The organism is Bacteroides ilei (genome assembly GCF_900128495.1).
Classification (GTDB): Bacteria; Bacteroidota; Bacteroidia; order Bacteroidales; family Bacteroidaceae; genus Phocaeicola; species Phocaeicola ilei.
In genome coordinates this window covers 1,382,253-1,395,662 of the sequence record NZ_LT635801.1, presented here as the reverse complement: position 1 = coordinate 1,395,662, position 13,410 = coordinate 1,382,253, and the positions used below count along the sequence as shown (strand labels likewise).

14 protein-coding genes and 2 pseudogenes are annotated in these 13,410 nt (G+C 46.8%); 7 read left to right on the top strand and 9 right to left on the bottom strand.

What is annotated here, in order from left to right; translation table 11 throughout:
- Window positions 1-12: 12 nt before the first annotated feature.
- The 3 genes and pseudogenes from BQ7489_RS06065 to BQ7489_RS17650 form a co-directional block, all read right to left on the bottom strand.
- Window positions 13-909 carry a BatD family protein gene (locus BQ7489_RS06065; RefSeq protein WP_007478987.1) on the bottom strand — a complete coding sequence of 299 codons (897 nt, stop codon included), beginning with the start codon at window positions 907-909 and terminating at the stop codon, window positions 13-15.
- A 433-nt stretch (window positions 910-1,342) separates the two neighbouring features.
- Window positions 1,343-1,935 (bottom strand): annotated as a pseudogene (locus BQ7489_RS17895) (N-acetyltransferase).
- Between the two features lie 2 nt (window positions 1,936-1,937).
- Window positions 1,938-2,105: a hypothetical protein gene (locus BQ7489_RS17650; RefSeq protein WP_007219681.1), complete on the bottom strand. Its 168-nt coding sequence runs from the start codon at window positions 2,103-2,105 to the stop codon at window positions 1,938-1,940.
- Window positions 2,106-2,565: 460 nt separating this feature from the next.
- On the opposite strand from BQ7489_RS17650, the gene BQ7489_RS06050 reads away from it, so the two are divergent.
- The 7 genes from BQ7489_RS06050 (at window position 2,566) to BQ7489_RS06015 (ending at window position 6,744) form a co-directional block, all read left to right on the top strand.
- Window positions 2,566-3,051, top strand: a complete 486-nt coding sequence (locus BQ7489_RS06050) for a hypothetical protein (protein WP_004294379.1) — start codon at window positions 2,566-2,568, stop codon at window positions 3,049-3,051.
- Between the two features lie 17 nt (window positions 3,052-3,068).
- Window positions 3,069-3,494, top strand: a complete 426-nt coding sequence (locus tag BQ7489_RS06045) for a PcfK-like family protein (protein ID WP_004294380.1) — start codon at window positions 3,069-3,071, stop codon at window positions 3,492-3,494.
- 2 nt (window positions 3,495-3,496) lie between these two features.
- Window positions 3,497-4,762 (top strand): PcfJ domain-containing protein, encoded by a 1,266-nt coding sequence (locus BQ7489_RS06040; RefSeq protein ID WP_004294381.1) that lies wholly within the window; start codon window positions 3,497-3,499, stop codon window positions 4,760-4,762.
- Window positions 4,763-5,194: 432 nt separating this feature from the next.
- Window positions 5,195-5,539, top strand: coding sequence for a hypothetical protein (locus BQ7489_RS06030; protein ID WP_004294382.1), 345 nt, complete (start codon window positions 5,195-5,197; stop codon window positions 5,537-5,539).
- 1 nt (window position 5,540) lies between these two features.
- Entirely contained in the window at window positions 5,541-5,735 is a 195-nt protein-coding gene (locus BQ7489_RS06025; protein WP_004294384.1) for a hypothetical protein, read from the top strand.
- 12 nt (window positions 5,736-5,747) lie between these two features.
- Window positions 5,748-6,032 carry a hypothetical protein gene (locus BQ7489_RS06020; protein ID WP_007219680.1) on the top strand — a complete coding sequence of 95 codons (285 nt, stop codon included), beginning with the start codon at window positions 5,748-5,750 and terminating at the stop codon, window positions 6,030-6,032.
- Between the two features lie 343 nt (window positions 6,033-6,375).
- Window positions 6,376-6,744 carry a hypothetical protein gene (locus tag BQ7489_RS06015; RefSeq protein ID WP_004294386.1) on the top strand — a complete coding sequence of 123 codons (369 nt, stop codon included), beginning with the start codon at window positions 6,376-6,378 and terminating at the stop codon, window positions 6,742-6,744.
- Window positions 6,745-6,802: 58 nt separating this feature from the next.
- Here the strand turns inward: BQ7489_RS06015 and BQ7489_RS06010 are convergent, their stop codons facing one another.
- From BQ7489_RS06010 to BQ7489_RS05985, 6 genes and pseudogenes are all read right to left on the bottom strand, one after another.
- Entirely contained in the window at window positions 6,803-8,368 is a 1,566-nt protein-coding gene (locus tag BQ7489_RS06010; protein WP_017140671.1) for a zincin-like metallopeptidase domain-containing protein, read from the bottom strand.
- A gap of 43 nt (window positions 8,369-8,411) precedes the next feature.
- Window positions 8,412-10,217, bottom strand: a complete 1,806-nt coding sequence (locus tag BQ7489_RS06005) for a reverse transcriptase/maturase family protein (protein ID WP_007219678.1) — start codon at window positions 10,215-10,217, stop codon at window positions 8,412-8,414.
- 569 nt (window positions 10,218-10,786) lie between these two features.
- Window positions 10,787-10,981 (bottom strand): annotated as a pseudogene (locus tag BQ7489_RS05995) (ArdC family protein); the annotation flags it as partial.
- Between the two features lie 5 nt (window positions 10,982-10,986).
- Window positions 10,987-11,595 carry a hypothetical protein gene (locus BQ7489_RS05990; RefSeq protein ID WP_004294390.1) on the bottom strand — a complete coding sequence of 203 codons (609 nt, stop codon included), beginning with the start codon at window positions 11,593-11,595 and terminating at the stop codon, window positions 10,987-10,989.
- 79 nt (window positions 11,596-11,674) lie between these two features.
- Window positions 11,675-11,851 carry a hypothetical protein gene (locus BQ7489_RS17645; protein ID WP_007219676.1) on the bottom strand — a complete coding sequence of 59 codons (177 nt, stop codon included), beginning with the start codon at window positions 11,849-11,851 and terminating at the stop codon, window positions 11,675-11,677.
- A gap of 11 nt (window positions 11,852-11,862) precedes the next feature.
- Window positions 11,863-13,410 (bottom strand): glucosaminidase domain-containing protein, encoded by a 1,548-nt coding sequence (locus BQ7489_RS05985; RefSeq protein WP_004294392.1) that lies wholly within the window; start codon window positions 13,408-13,410, stop codon window positions 11,863-11,865.

Here is a 13,410-nt window from a genome sequence, read left to right as displayed (position 1 = left end):
AGTTTTAGCTGTTTATTCGTGTGCATGGAGAGTGATGCCCTGACAGTTCACCCGTTGTTTTACGAATTGGTGGTTGCCGTCCTCAAAAAATGCTTCAAACGGGTCTGAAGAAAGATTGTACCGCCTGATATAAACATCCATGTACAGGTCTCCTATACGAAGTTCTCCCGCCCGTAGGGGATAGAGTAATAACTTCCGGAACACCGCCACCTGATAATTCTTTCCATTCCGATGCTCTATTTGCCATGCGCTGCCCCGCAAATCTATCGGTTCTATTTTGAAATCGTCCGAAGAGATGAGTTGTTCCATATTGGCGAGGCTATCTGCAAGGGATGTGGTATATAACTTGCATTCCAACACGACGGGTTCATTTATACGAGGAGAGCGTTCTGATACGTTCATTGTCATAAAGACATCCGGTTTTGGTTGTGGGTCGGAAGAAGGAGGTAATTTCCCGTCAGGTACGACATTCACTGCGAGTTGCTGCGAATGTAGCTGATGCCCGTTCACCACAATACTTGCAGAGGGAATGGAACACCTGCCCACCTGTAATGCCTGCAACACATAAGTATAAGACTCTTGATATTTCCGGTTTATTTCTCCATCTACTTTTTCCACATTGGTGGCACTGCTTTTGGTGGGGCCAAGTAACACCTTAAAGCCTTTCAATTCGGGCACAGCAAGATTCTGTATTTCAACAGTAGCAGGTTTCTCCGGGAAAGATACAATAAATGTTAGCCGGAACTGTTTATTAATTTCGATATTCTCCGGAGCAGAAACTGTAAACGTAGGATCATTATTTGCGTATGCTTTTGCCGCTGTTCCGATAGCGCATAAGCAACATACCCATGCAATAAGTCGTTGGGAAAGAAATGTCTTTTTTGCGTGAACCGATAATTTATCCATCATCCTAAGTTCTTTTATGTCTTCCCAGTCCTTAGAAGGCTGTTATTAAATAATAAAAGCGTGAACTGCAAATGCCACGTCTTAAATCGAAGGTCGTAGGAAACCTGTAGTACAGATATGGATATAGCAGCCCACGCTATAGCGTGAGAACCACTATGCCTTCCTTGTACTACATCTGAAAATTTCCTACGTTTTCGATTTACAAGATAAGCATAACGCTTCTTTCTTTTCTAAATATGTCTTGGATAGAGTTGCCTCAATCCGATTGCAAATATACGAAAAAACTATCAATAAACTCTTTTCCTGATTAGAAAAGAAATTGCTATTCAGTAAATTATATAACTTGAACCTTATGACCGCATTTGGCGACTGCATAATATGCACATAAAAAACGGCCTCGAATGATTATTCCGAGACCGTTTCTGTCAAATTCAAGTTATATCAGTCCTTTATATGGCAAGCGCGTTTTCAAAGGTGCGTCTTGTGGAATGTCATAATATTGCTTTTCTATCTCTTCTGTCTTGTATAGAGGAAGAAAGCCGTTTTTGTCGTAATACTTAAGCACCCTTTCCTCGTTGTACGCATCCACTACGATAAAGCGGCATCCCGTTTTATTGTCCTCGTGACGGAACCAGTCTTTTATAAAGGTCATCAGTTGCTGTCCTACATGGCTCGGTGTGCCCTGATATTCCCGGTTTACCCCCAGTCTTCCTATCAGTACAGCCGGGTAGCTACGCCCACGTTTTGGGTTTACGATATTACGTTACAAACGATTTTTGTCATTGGAAGAGATTAATTTGGTCTTGATGCTGTCATTAGCCAAGGTAAACAACGCTACAATACGGTGCGGAAATTCAGTCGTCACCCAACATTAAGTTTTCCCTAAAAGTTCATCCGCATATAAATCGGCATCATGAAGGAAAAAATCATCAAGATCATCCTCGCCGCAAGTGAAAGGGAGACACTTTTCCCGCACTTCCCTGTATAGGCAAGCATGACGCAATCATCGTATAAAGAAATCCCGTTCATTGTTAGTTGAATCGGAATGAACGGGATTTCTCCAATACCTTTTGTAGCCGTTTCTTGGCCGCCACGGACAACTGTGGAGTTACCTTTACGGCATTCTTTTCTGCATTACGCACGAAATCTTCTGCCGTAGCACCTTCCAAAACCGGAATATTCTTAATCGTTATAACCATAATCATTAATTTTATGCAAATACTACTTTATTACCATACAACAAAATGGTACGCTGAATTTAACAATAACAGGGCTATATCAATTCACAAACAATTTGCCACTTTTTTATGTGGTTATTCTAACCATATTACATTCCTCTTACTATCTTGTCGTCGCTCCCTCGCCGGTTAGATTTTCCCATGCAAAGGTACAGCGGTCGTCCGGCGTCAAGCACCACTGTGCTAACGGCTCTTGAATTTGCCCGGCAGCCTTCCGCAAATCAAAGATGGCCTTTCAGTTCCCCGACAGGCACGGGCATGTCGGGTTGGGTATTCCGTGAAATTCTCGGCCGTTTGCTTGCCTTTCCGTCCTTTTCCCGCTGTCTGGCTTGCATGTAAAATCTCTCCCGGCAAGGAAAGCCGAAAGGCTTCCGAAGGGAGGGAAAAGAAAAGCAAGTTCAACAAATTAAAATTCAAGGTTATGCACAGCAAGATTTTTCAAATTACTCGAACCCGAGTGGACAAGGACAACTACCTGAACGAGGACACCCTCATGCAAGGCGATGACAGCTTTTTCGATTATTGCGCCGAGATTGACGACGAAGAACGCCAGTACCATATCGACAACTTGGTAAACAATATTCTGCCCAAAGGCATGTTCGAGTTTGTTTCCGACGATACCATACGATACAATGGTGGTGCGGCACAATGGAGAGAAGATTTTGTCGCAGACATTCGAAGCAGGGCGGAAGCCGTTACCCCCGAAAGCGTGCAAGAATGGATTGGCCCGGTCTATCAGCTCGAGAAATTTCTGAAAAACCCGCTCGATACCGCCTACTGGTTCTACATGGACGAAGAGGGATTGCAATCCCACGCCGAGCAATCCTACGAGTTCCTGCGACAGGTATGCGAATTTGAACCCGGCACGCTACTCTATATCGGCGGTGTTATCGACTATCATTTTTAACCTCAAAATGCAGAACGATGAAAGGTACGGAACATTTCAAACAGACTATCAAGGAATACTTGGACGAAAAGGCACGGACGGACAAACTTTTTGCCGCGTCGTATGCCAAAGAGAGCAAGAACTTGGACGATTGTATCACGTTCATTCTCAACCAAGTCAAGGCAAGCGGCTGTTGCGGAATGACTGACGACGAAGTGTGGTCGCTCGCCATTCACTACTATGATGAAGACAACATCGACGTGGGAAACCCCATTAGCTGCGGTGTCGTGGTCAATCACAAGGTAGAACTGACCGAAGAAGAAAAGGCACAGGCTCGAAAAGACGCGCTGAAAGCCTATCAGGAGGAAGAAATGCGCAAGATACAGCAACGCCACAGCAAGCCGAAGCCGACTGCCAAAGCTGCACAGAGCAACCAAACAGAACTTTCACTTTTTGATTTCTGACCATGAAAGCACGGACGAAATTCCAACAACGGGTAGCAGCCGCCAATGGGCGGTTGCTGCCTATCACAGAGAAGCAGACAGAATGGGCGTTCCGGCATACCGTCAGACATTATGCTTTTCGTACCCCCAGCGGACGGACGACCTGCCTTGATTGCGGATATCGGTGGAACGAGACGAAAACTAAACATTGCCATTGTCCGAACTGCCATGCCAAACTGACGCTCAAAGACACGCTTTGCCGCAAGACGGACGAGAAAAGTTATTTTTCCGTCATCACCACGCAGGACGGATTTCAGGTACAGCGGATTTTCAGAATGACCGTTTATTATCACAAAAGCCGGAAAGCTCGGACGGACGTGTGCGAAGTGGCGAGGTATTGGATGGACGAGAACGGGAAAACCGCTCTGACGGCCTTACAACGGGCAATGGGACGTTACTTGGATTGTTTTCTATACGGGTCGGGGCTGGAACTGCGGAATGATAACTATGTGTATCGCCACATTGCCGACTGCTATGTCTATCCGAAATACACGGTTATTCCGAAGTTACGGCGTAACGGCTTGAAAGGTTCGTTTTCAGACATCGCCCCGCAAAAACTGATGAAAGCCCTGCTGTCGGACAGCCGTGTGGAAACGATACTCAAAAGCGGACGCAAACGCGACCTCAAGTATTTTATAGACCACGCACAGGATTTGGATTTATGTTGGTCATCCTACAAAATCGTGTTACGCCAGAAGTATCGGATAAAGGGCATGGGAATATGGGCAGATTATCTCCGTATGCTCGACAGGTGCGGCAAAGACTTGCACAACGCCCACTATGTCTGCCCTGTCGATTTGAAAGCCGAACACGACAAGTACCAGAACAAGGTGCGTATTCTCCAAGAACAGGAAAAACGCATGGAGCAGATGAAACGGGCGAGGGAAAACGAGGCACGTTTCAGGGAGTTGAAAGGCAAGTTCTTCGGTCTGGAGTTCACGGATGGGACGATAGTCGTCCGTGTACTGGACAGCGTGGAAGCCTACTACGACGAGGGCAATGCATTACATCACTGCGTAGGACAGTGCGAATATTACCTCAAACCGGATACGCTGGTATTCTCCGCACGGATAGAAAACAAGAGGGTCGAGACCGTTGAGTTGAGCCTCGAAACATTCAAGGTGCTGCAGTCGAGAGGGCTGTGTAACAAAAATACGAAATACCATAAACGGATTATGAACCTTGTGCATAAGAACATCGCACTTGTCCGAAAGCGTATGGCCGCCTGATACCGGCTGCTGTCGGTCAACCACCTGCCAATCGGGACAGGTGGTTGTTTATATTCCGGCCGTTGCCGCATACTTTTGTAGGTAGCGAACTACATTGAATCAGCCATTTATATGCCATGAGCAGGCAGGACGTTTATAGTTTGCTTCTCCCTTTTATACCGTCGGATTATCATTTCCTCGAAGCTCGTCACCGCCACAGACTGTTTTTACCGTGCAAAGGTACGGCGGACGAACGGCAGACCAAGTATCGCAGAGCTACCTTGCTGAAATTTGACGAAAACTTTCCGGAATCACAGATTTCGGTATTTCATAAAATTTCATCGGCGGTTCCTTGTTCGCGGTTCTTGCTTCCGCCGTCGGGTATCGCACATAAAAACCGACCCTGCGGCAGGCTGAAAAGCTCGGAACAAAGGGAAATAAAAAAACGAAACGATGACAACAACAGAACAAATTATCGCAGTAGCCACAGGATTGGGCTGGCAAGTATCGACAACGAAGCACGAAAATAGCGTGGTGTTCGATTTTCAGCAATATACGCCCAAAGGGCAGGACTTCAACGTCTCTGTTGAAATGAAAGACGGGGATTTCGACGGGTTTCTGTGCGGACTGGAAAATTTCTACGAAGGTTTCGACCCCGACTATGAAGCCTACCTGTGGATAGGCAATGACGGGCACGGCAAAAACGGTGCACCCTACTACATCAAAGACATCGTAACCGATATGGAAGAAGCCGAGAAAATGATAGAAACCCTGTATGAAACATTAAAAAAGCAATAGCATGAGAATGAAAACACTTTACACAAAAGATGCGGAAAGGGCAGGAATAAGCCGCTTTCCAAATTTCCACAGGACAGGAAGCATCGCCGGAATGAAAGAACTGTATTATGGCAAAAACGCCCTTTTGGTACGTTGCGGCAATTACATCTACAATGTATCGAGTGAACCCGAAATTTATTATAACATAGCACATTAAATAATATTCATTATGGAAAGGACAAGTTGTAAGACAGATTTTCAGAGTTGGAAAGGTATAATGGCTCTAAAATTACTTTGCTGCAATATAGTTGCAGGCCGTTTCGATTGGAAGAAATATTGTTGCCCACAACCTTATTGTGGTCAGGAAATTTGCGTCATACCGCTACATTGCTCCTATGGACAGATAGGCTATACCGTGTATTTCCCTTATGCTGATATGCCGGAAGTGGAATATGATTGGGAAATGAACAAATTAACTATCGACAAAGAGAACTGGGAAAGCTATTTAACGTGAGTATAATTCAAAATATAGCCAGTTGCCCGTCTTTGAAAAACATACATCAATGGCGGGCTTCTTTCAAAAAACAGTATGTTGTTATGGTAGAAAGGGAGTTGAAAATAAAGTTATATTAAAGGAGCGGGGCATAGAATATTCAATATCTTTATCTTCAACCATATATTTTCCCCGAAATTGAGCAATTTCTTTGCAAAAATCATCTGCCATACGATAAATCTCCGTAACTTTGGTCTCTGAAAATATCATGGTAATTGCTTAAATGTCGTTAATTGAATACTATAAATTCAATGCTTTTATTGCTATGTGCCTAATTTATTTACAGAATTAGAATTGAAAGAATATGACACAGACTTTTTATACCAAATGGCAATTTTCTGTCCTTGCAGATGCAGGGGGTTATGTATCAAAGGAATACAATAACTTCCAAACGGCGTTGTTGAGTGAAATATCCAAATATGCAAAAGCCGTGGATGCGGCAGTTGTAGCCGAGAGCAAGGGGCATTACCTTACAAGTTGCTTTATTGAGCGTAACGGTAAATTCGTGTACATAAGCCATTCTTCGGATGCGCGGATGGACGGTGGGGTAAAAATAGAACTTGATTCGTTCCTGATACGGACCGCCCGGCACGCAAAGGATTATACCGGTGGTATCAATCAATATTGCGATATGTCACAGCTACAGTCAATGATTGACAAACTGTTGTCTTAATGTAATGTATAAGAATGTGAGGTAGCGTTGAAGTGAAGCCACCTCACATTCGTTTCCGTTATCGGTGCAGACCGCTGATGTAGCTTTCCTCTTGCACTTCACCCTGATACTCCTCCATTTCGCCCAGTTTCTCGTTCACGCTTTGCAGGTTGGCCTCCATCGACTGACAATGGTCGTAAGCGAAGCGGTGTCTGTCGGGTATATCCGTACCGGTAAACGGTCCGGCATCGAGCGTGTCGGTTTCCCTGTTATACCAGACGAACAGATGTTTTCCGTTCGGCATCTCGAACATCGGGAGTTTCTGATGTTTCAGGACATCGAACTCTTCCGCCGCCATATCCTTGGCCACCTCTTTCACATCATCGCTGGCGTGGTCGGTTCCGTAACGCCGGATATGGTCTCGTACCTCCTGCTCCGTGTACTTCAGCATGATGTCGTAAGTGCCCCCGACACTTCCGTTGTACACTACGGCAAAGTCTTTATCCTCGATTAGCAGATCATCTCCCCGGTTCTGGAGGGGAGAAGCGAATGTATGCTGCTCGTCCATACCGTTGCCGTCGTAATACTCCTTGGCGAGTGCCAGCAATCCCTTGTAGTCGCCTTTGTCCTTCAATTCGTCCAGTTGCGTCGTGTCATCGGTAGATTGGAGATAAGCCACCGATGCGTAAAAGATACGTTCCTTGGTCGAGTGTTTGTTCTCTTGCTCTTCAGTAACATTTTGTTCCAACTCCTGTGCAATCTTATCCACCTTTTGGGTAACGATTGACGAAGCCCTTTTCACGTCCAGAAGCGTCGTCTTGATAAACTGTGGCGATTCCTTCAATTCATCGAGCCACCCTTTGAGGTATGCGCAACTGTCTTCCTTGATATGCTTGGTCATGCCATAGCGTTGTGCGATCAGTGCACTGCCGAGTTCGGCCACCAGTTCCTCGCGGGCATACTCTTTCGAGCCGAAAGATGTCGGCTGGAGACGGTCGAGAACACCCTCGGCGCCGGTGGAGTGGACCATTTCATGAAACAGCGTTCCGTAAAAGGCTTCTCCGGACTGGAACTGTTCTTTTTCGGGCACGATTATCTCGTTTCTCGTAATCGAGTAGTATGCTTCGTCCTGATGTTTCGGTTTGATGGGACAAATCCAAAGCTTGTCCCGAATCATCGTATCGACGGGCACGAAACTGAAATGTTCGCCGTTTTCGACCCTTTTCCCGTTCTCTACCTCCAACTGCTCCCACAACTCCGGTCGTGCCTCCCGCAAGTTGGTCTGGGCGACATTGAACACCCGGAACACCTGCATACGGGGATAAACATTGTATTGCGCCTTCTCCTCGTTGGAGAGCTTCTTGTAATCGTCATACTTGATTTTTTCCTTTGTTTCCTTGTGTATGCAGGTGAATGTGGTCAGCATCACGGGAAAGGATTTCTCACCTTTCAGCACAGATACCCTTGGCAGTTCTTGTCCGTCCTTACCGGGCTTGTTGAGCCGCTGCACACAGTCGAACGTACAGAAACGGGGAATCTTGTACCCTTCGTTCTCACAATGCAGGAGCAGTAGGCTCGGTATGGGACGCCTTGTCGTCTTTCGGCGATAGGTTTCCCCATACCTGCCTCCAAACCGAACGTACATGTCTCCATGTATTCGGCTTTCCGTTGGTAATGTCAATTTTCTGTTAAACATAGCTTTGAATCAGTGTATTGCATTTTTCGCATACTGCCAATGTCTTGCGTCCTCTCTTCAGCATTAATCTATTCCACTCCGTATCTGCTTTCAGTTTACAGAGTGTTCTGACATGGTGCATTATCAGTGGCACTTTATTTCCGCAAAGTTCGCACACACCGTTATTTAGCCTTTCTACAAGCGATGCCTGCGGCAGAAAATATGTATTCGGCATGTGGTCACATTCTGCAAAATCATTGACAGTTTTTCTTCTGAACCCCTCATTGTACAATACCCTGCACTTTTCTTGACCCTTGTTGTCCATATATCGGACAACAAAGTCCTGCCCTTCACGATAACGTTTCCATTCTTTACGCATGGTACTGTTATGTTTGTGTGCAAGAGTTTTAATGCAACTGCGTTTCATGATACCTCCGAAAGTACCTCCGACAGCTGAGATGTTATTGGCTATCGAATAGTAGTTATAGAACCCTCTTATTTCAAGGTTGTATCTGGCTATGATATCCTCCTCTTTCATGCTTGTTAGGAAGCCTCTGGATTCAGCCCACCATATTTCTTTGCCATTGACTTGTTTTATTGCCATAGCATTCATAGCGAGCAGTTTCTCCCTTGCAATTTCAGTAGGGACATGTAGCCTTACATTTCCGTTGAACATTCGATTCGTTCTACCGAGGCTATTCTTTACCTTGCTTTCGGAACGTTGTACATAAATTTCATATCCGAGAAATTTTGCCTTGTCCTGTGCGTTTGTGATTAAGGTCTTTTCCTCAGACAGCTCAAGTTTTAGTTGTTCTTGCATGTACTTTTTGAGGTCTGCCTTTATCGCTTCACAGTCGGCTTTACTGCCGATAACCCCTATAAGGAAGTCGTCAGCATATCTCACGTATTTTAGTCGTCTGTACTGTTCGTCCATGTCATTCCCATACGGGAGTTGTTGCATTTCTGTACGCATGTTTCTGATTTGCGAGATAAGGATTTTCCTTTTCTCCACGTCAATTTCGGCGTTCAGTTTACGTTTCAGCGAGTTTCTTTTGTTGCAAATACGGTTGTAGGCTGGATTTACCCGTCTCTTGTTACCCTTGTCGAACCTCTTGGCATACTCGTTCATGAACTTATCAAACTTGTCAAGATAGATATTCGCCAGTATTGGACTGATGATTCCACCTTGAGGTGTTCCCGAATAAGTATGATTGAACTGCCAGTGTTCTACATATCCGGCTTTAAGGAACTTTCTAATCAAGCGAATAAAGCGAACATCGTTTATTCTTTCTTCAAGTATGCTTATCAGTACGCTATGGTCTATGTTGTCGAAGAATCCTTTAATGTCTCCCTCGATGAACCATTTAGCCCCGACAAACCTTTTCTGAATGCTTGATAGTGCGGTGTGGCAGCTTTTGAAAGGTCTAAACCCATGTGAGGTGTATTCAAAATACCCTTCATATATGGCTTCAAGTATCATTCTTACCACCTCCTGTACAAGTTTGTCTTCAAAGGAGGGTATGCCCAACGGACGCATTTTACCGTTCTTCTTGGGAATATATACCCTCTTTGCCGGATTAGGTTGATATGTCTCGTTTTTGAGACTTGCTATAAGAGATTCTATTCTTTGAATGCTCATTTGGTCAATGGTCTTGCCGTCAGTACCAGGTGTCATATTGCCTTGCTTAGTGTAAATACGTTGATAGGCAACATAAAACATCTGTTCATTGAATAGATTTCGATACAGCCTTTCGAACCTGTAGCCCGAAACTTTGCTGTGTTCACATAAATTGTTTAATACTTGCTTTGGATTTCTCATAATGTCTCTCACATTATCCGTTGTTTGTATTAAAATTACCAACTGCTTCCCTTCGCCATGTACAAGGCTTTCCCTTGCTCAGACTACTACGGAAGCTCCGTTGCCATGTCGGGTATTCAGAGTCTTTACCCATAGCCTTTTGGCATCCCGATTTAGGCAATCTCCAGTTAGCACGCATAGTAACTATTGGCACGACAGATTGTCGGATGCGACTTTCGTTCTTTTCTTGCTTATCGCAAGTGCGTCGTGGTTGATACCTTTTGCCCATATTCCTAATGCTTTGGAATTGAGTACCACGAGAGGGCGTAGATATAACTGCCTTTCCGCCCACGCCACGCCTTATGCCGCTGAACTATCGTTGAACCAATGCAGGCTTCATCCTTATATCTGTCTTTCCCCCTCACGGAACTGTGTCGCATGACAGTTAGCCACACATTCCGTTTTACTGAAATGCTGTTTTCACCTTTTGCTTTCGCTCGGGGCTTATTCAGTTGGGAGTAGAACATATTGTATCCTATTCTAATCTCTTGCCACAGAGATATTTACTATGCGACCATTCTGGACGCACGCATCAGGGCATTCATACCGTTATACTCGCGCCCTGACAGGTTACGCGGCCATTGCAGTACACCCTCGGTAAACCACGGCTTGTGCCAATCTTTCTGGATGCTTTCGATTTTCTCGATCATCATCTCGGCAAAGAGGTCCAGCGCCTTATCCTCGCTGTTCGGTCCCTCCGTATTTCGCTTTCTATAACCGGCCATGACTGCTACTGATTGGAGTTATCCGATTCGGGAACATATTGCGTCAATTCTTCCACCCGGCAGGAGATGTCCGGCTTCCCGTTATGTGCCGAGACTGTCAGTTCGCCCTTGGCCTCTACCTTGACACCCGGTTGCAACCACTCTTCGCGTTGCCTGTCGAAGCAGAAGAAGCGCACCCACTGGTACTCGAAATTCTCATCGACCTTCTCGGTGCTGAATGCCGAGAACATCGTATAGGACTTATCCTTTTTGTCTTTCCGTTCCTCGATGTTTTTGCCCACCTTGCCGCGGAATGACAGTTCGCCCTTGATGGAATCTGCGATGTCTTTTGCCGTGGCGATACGGTCGGCAAAGAGGTTGAAATAGAGCTTTTCGCCCCGGCGTTTCAGGAACAGCGTCCCCGCAACCTCGACACGCAGTCCGTTTCGATAGCTGGATACCTTCTTTTGGGCACCCTCCTTGCTGACACTGATCTCGACCGTTTCGTTCCGGCCATCCTTACCTTGGATCACGATGCGGAGCGGAAAGGTCAGGAATGTTTTATCTTCCTTGGTTGTGCGCATCGAAGCGTCGCGGCTGATGGTGCCGCACGCCGTAATATTACACTTAATCATCTTCTTTTGTCTTTTTAGTGATACATAATCCACCGGACAAAGCGAGGTATCTTGAAGTTGAACATGCTGAAACCGTTTCCTAATCGGGTGCACGTATTCTCATGTAGATAATCCAGCCGGCAATACCCAGTTGAATGCCCACGATGACAAACGTCGCCGTCCAACCGAAGAGTCGGGAACAGAACAGGATATGCAGGGCGCAGGCGGACAACCCGGACAAATACCCGCAAAGTCGTATCATCACGCGTTTTATCATGACTTTTGGGATTATCTTTTCAGGTTTTCCGATTGTGCCCGTTGTTCGGACATTCCCCGTTCAAAGTTCTGCGAAACCGCCTCCGAGAGGATGATCGTGTTCAGCGTTCCGGTCACACGCAGTCGTTTGGCTTCTTCCGAAAGAGAACCGTCATTAAGCGTCACCGACAGGCGGCTTAACTCGGCAGAGGTCAGTTCTCGCGATACTTGGACGCTTCCGTTGTCCACTTGCAGGACAGCCCGCCCGTTTTCCCCGACCACGAGGTCGCAGGTTTTCATGCCCGGCAGCAGCGTTTTCAGGTCGATACGCCGGCTGTCCATCGCCTCGGAAATGGCCGCCTTTTGTTCTTCCTCGTTCTTGCTGTCGATTTGCGTCGCCAGCAACATCAGAGAGGTAAAAGCGGTCATGGCCATCTCCACGATAGGGTCGCTACACCCTGACAGTCCCACGCCACTGTCCTCCGAGGAGAGCAGTTTTTTCATCCATGCGTCGGGCGAAAAGTCTTTGCCAGCGACATTTCCTTCTGTTCCCTTATATCGGGCGAGCAGGTCGTTTCCGTTATGCAGCACCTGTTGTTTGATGTGACCCTTTTGGGCGATTTCAGCCAGATAAGCCGCCGGATCGACGTCCCGCTGTGTCCCGTCCGCATAAATCTGTTTGACGCCGAAGTGCAGATGTTCTCCCGTTGTTCGTGTTCCTGTGTTGCCGGATCGACCGAGCTTCTGGCCCGCCTGTACCATATCGCCTGCCTTTACGGAAATTTCGCCAAGGTGCATGTAGGTACATTGTACCTTACTGCCGTCCGGACGGGTGTATTCCACTGTCAGTGACTTGCCGCCGGGCGTATTATTTTTGCCATTGACAGCAATGACCTTTCCATCTTTCTCCGTGGCCAAGACTGCATCGCCGTCGCACCGGATGTCGATACCCTTGTGCATACGCTCCTTGCCGTCTGTCGGATCTTGCCGCATACCGAACGGTGAGGTGACGAATAGAAATTCTTTCCGTTCCACCGGAAACGAATACTCCGCCGCATTTCCGGCTTCCCGGAGCGGGTTCTCTTCCAAACCGAACCGTTTTCCCTGCGCTTCCATCTCCTGCATGACCTGACGGTCGTACTTTTGCAGCCCGTTCTGCTCGATGATACGTTGCAGGCTGTCGGCATAATGCCCGCCCGTGGCATAGCCCGCCTTTTCGAGGCCCTGCGTCCAGCCCTTGTAGTCGTCGGGAGAAAGCGAGAAACAGCGGGCATAGCGGCTGTTCTCTTTCAGGAAGCGTGAGTGGTGCTCATACGAATCGCCCACGCTGTCATAACTGCAGAACTTCTCGTTCGGCTTGTCATCGGAATACAGGCCGTACCGGCCACCCCCGGCAATCCATTCGGGCGTGGCCTTGATACCGAAGTGGTTGTTCTCATTCTGCGCCAGACGGCTCTGTCCGTTGGAACTTTCCAGTATGCCCTGTGCCAGCGTCACGGAGGCCGGAATGCCGTATCGCCGCATCTGTTCCATCGCATAGTCTGCGTATTGTCTTGTATATTCTTGATTCTTGTTTGCCAT